This is a genomic window from Polaromonas sp. P3_C2 (assembly GCF_056402675.1).
Window position 1 is genome coordinate 1 of sequence record NZ_JBFUGX010001011.1, and the last position, 1,058, is coordinate 1,058.

The following is a 1,058-nucleotide window of genomic DNA, read 5'->3' on the forward strand; positions in this document are numbered from 1 at the left end:
GGTGAAAATCGAGGGTGACGTGCAGTTGGCCGCCGAACTGGGCTGGCTGGCTGAAAACCTGCGCTGGGATGCCGAAGAGGACCTTTCGCGGCTGATCGGTGACGCTCCTGCACATGCAGTGGCCGACGCCGGGCGGCGAATTTTTGCGGGGCTCAAGCAGTTTTTGGCAAGTACACCTCTTGCGTCGGTTCCTCCTTCCTCTGCGGCAGCAACCACCGGTGCCCAACCCCCTGAAACGGCGCCCAAGGCGGGTCCTTCTGCGACAGGCGGCGATGCCGAGCCAGTGAAAGCACCTGCTGCATGAGTCGCCTCTTCCGAGGTGTTTTTATCGTCTGGACCGTGCTCCGGTTTGGCCTGGATGAGCTGGTGCTCTCCAGTTTCGAGCGTCCCTGGATCCGTTTGCTGACCCGCATCGTTTCGCTGGGCCGCAACCTGAAGGCACCGCGCGGCGAGCGCCTGCGCGAAGCGCTTGAAAGCCTGGGGCCCATCTTTGTCAAGTTCGGCCAGGTGATGTCGACACGGCGCGACCTGCTTCCGCCCGACATCGCCGACGAGCTTGCGCGCCTGCAGGACCGGGTGCCGCCTTTTGAGTCCGCCGTCGCCGTCGCCATCATCGAAAAAGCCTTTGGCCGGCCGCTGGACCGCATCTTTGCCAGCTTCGAACAAATCCCCGTAGCTAGCGCCTCGATTGCCCAGGTGCACTTCGCCATCTTGCCAAGTGGCCGCGAAGTGGCCGTCAAGGTGCTGCGGCCCAATATGCTGCCGGCGATCGAGAAAGACCTGGCGCTGATGCACATGATGGCCGGCTGGGTGGAAGGCGCGTCGGCTGATGGCAAACGCCTCAAGCCCCGCGAGGTAGTGGCCGAATTCGACAAATACCTGCACGACGAGCTGGACCTTCTGCGTGAGGCGGCCAATGCGGCCCAGCTGCGCCGCAACATGCAAAACCTTGACCTGGTGATGATCCCTGAAATGGTCTGGGACTTCTGCATGCCCGACGTCATGGTGATGGAGCGCATGAAAGGCGTTCCCATCAGCCAGGCCCAGCGCCTGCGCGA

General features: G+C 63.0%; 1 protein-coding gene and 1 pseudogene. Both read left to right on the forward strand.

The genetic code is table 11. The features are described 5' to 3' along the window. Positions 1 to 304, forward strand: a pseudogene (locus AC1DWI_RS24215) (hypothetical protein); the annotation flags it as partial. Next, on the forward strand, positions 301 to 1,058 hold a 758-nt coding region (locus AC1DWI_RS24220), incomplete at its 3' end, for an AarF/UbiB family protein (protein ID WP_477726049.1). The pseudogene AC1DWI_RS24215 and the gene AC1DWI_RS24220, both read left to right, overlap by 4 nt.